This window comes from Lysobacter enzymogenes, from assembly GCF_017168095.1.
In the GTDB taxonomy this organism is placed as follows: domain Bacteria; phylum Pseudomonadota; class Gammaproteobacteria; order Xanthomonadales; family Xanthomonadaceae; genus Lysobacter; species Lysobacter enzymogenes_D.
Genome location: NZ_LXSD01000579.1, coordinates 1 through 1,430, shown reverse-complemented (window position 1 = coordinate 1,430; position 1,430 = coordinate 1). Strand labels below are relative to the sequence as shown.

Genomic DNA, 1,430 nt, shown 5'->3' with positions numbered 1-1,430 from the left:
CGGCTGAGCCCGGCGTCGGCCCGGGCGCCGCCGCGGGCGGGCCGCGCAAATGGCCGCACAGCGGCGGTTTGCGCCCCTGCGCGCGGGCTTCCCCGCGCGCGGACGGCTGCTACACTGCGCCGCAACCGGCGGGGGAGGCCTACCCGCCCCCGCTCTTTCCCGCCAAGAACGATCCCACGAATGAGCTCGGCCCGCCTGCGCACCGCCGTTTATCCCGGCACGTTCGACCCGATCACCAACGGCCATATCGACCTGGTCGACCGCGCCGCGCCGCTGTTCGAGCGCATGGTCATCGGCGTGGCCGAAAGCCCCGGCAAGGGCCCGGCGCTGCCGCTGCAGGTGCGCGTGGACCTGGCGCGCCAGGCGGTGGCCCACCACGCCCACGTCGAAGTGCGCGGCTTCAACAGCCTGCTCGCCCACTTCGTCGCCGAAGTCGGCGGCGGCGTGCTGCTGCGCGGCCTGCGCGCGGTGTCGGACTTCGAATACGAGTTCCAGCTGGCGAGCATGAACCGCCACCTGATTCCCGACGTCGAGACCTTGTTCCTGACCCCGGCCGAGCAGTACGGCTTCATTTCCTCGTCGCTGGTGCGCGAAATCGCGCGCCTGGGCGGCGACGTTTCCGGCTTCGTGCCGCCGGCGGTGGCGCAAGCGCTGCAGGCCGAGTGGCAGCGCAGCAAGTCCTGACCGCGCGCCTGCCGAGCGCAGGCCGCTCCGTCCGATCCTTTCCACAACGCCACACCCGAACCGATACCCAAGGGGCCTAACGATGAAGACTTCCTCCCGCCTGATGTTGATCGCCTGCCTGGCGCTGCCGTTCGTCGCCGCGTGCAAGAAAGAGGAGAAGAAGGAGGTCGCCGCCGAGGCCGCGCCGCTGTCGGCGCCCAAGACCAGCGACGAGAACGCCTGGAACGCGTATCTGACCGACGTGATCAAGCGCAACCTCGACGGCGTCAGCGGCAGCACCTACGTCTACACCCTGCCGGCGCCCGACGCGCCGACCTTCCAGGGCGACTACGAGCGCATGCTGGAAAAGGCCCAGACCGACATGAGCCGCGGCGTGCTGGAAGGCAACCTGGTGGCGTTCGGCTCGCCGGATTCGGCCAAGTCCGCCGATCTGGCCGTGGCCTCGTTCTCCAAGGTCGACCCGAACACCATGAAGGGCGTGAAGTTCATCTTCGTCGGCGCCGCCGCCGACAGCGAGCGCGTCAAGGCCGCGGTGACCCCGGCCGGCGTGAACTACAACTTCGTCGAAGTGAAGTAAGCCCGCGCGGCGCCCTGGCGGCGCGGCTGCGGATGCAATGCGATGCGCCGATTCGGGCCGCCCTCGGGCGGCCCGAATCTTTTCCAGGCGCGCCCACGGCCGTTGCGCGACCCCGAACCGTCGCGCGGGAGCGCGCCGCCGGGCCCGGCCCGCGCCGCGCAGCGCCTGC

At 71.0% G+C, this 1,430-nt stretch carries 2 protein-coding genes; both read left to right on the top strand.

Annotation, left to right across the window (positions count from 1 at the left end; genetic code table 11):
- Positions 1-180: 180 nt before the first annotated feature.
- Entirely contained in the window at positions 181-684 is a 504-nt protein-coding gene (coaD, locus tag A7A76_RS22575) for a pantetheine-phosphate adenylyltransferase (protein WP_074865693.1), read from the top strand.
- 82 nt (positions 685-766) lie between these two features.
- Complete coding sequence (locus A7A76_RS22570) at positions 767-1,261, top strand: hypothetical protein (RefSeq protein WP_206413419.1); 495 nt, start codon at positions 767-769, stop codon at positions 1,259-1,261.
- Positions 1,262-1,430: the final 169 nt, after the last annotated feature.

What these genes read in the sequence shown, in the direction of transcription:
- coaD (WP_074865693.1), top strand. Translation starts at nt 181, where the DNA reads ATGAGCTCGGCCCGCCTGCGCACCGCCGTTTATCCCGGCACGTTCGAC.
- A7A76_RS22570 (WP_206413419.1), top strand. Translation starts at nt 767, where the DNA reads ATGAAGACTTCCTCCCGCCTGATGTTGATCGCCTGCCTGGCGCTGCCG.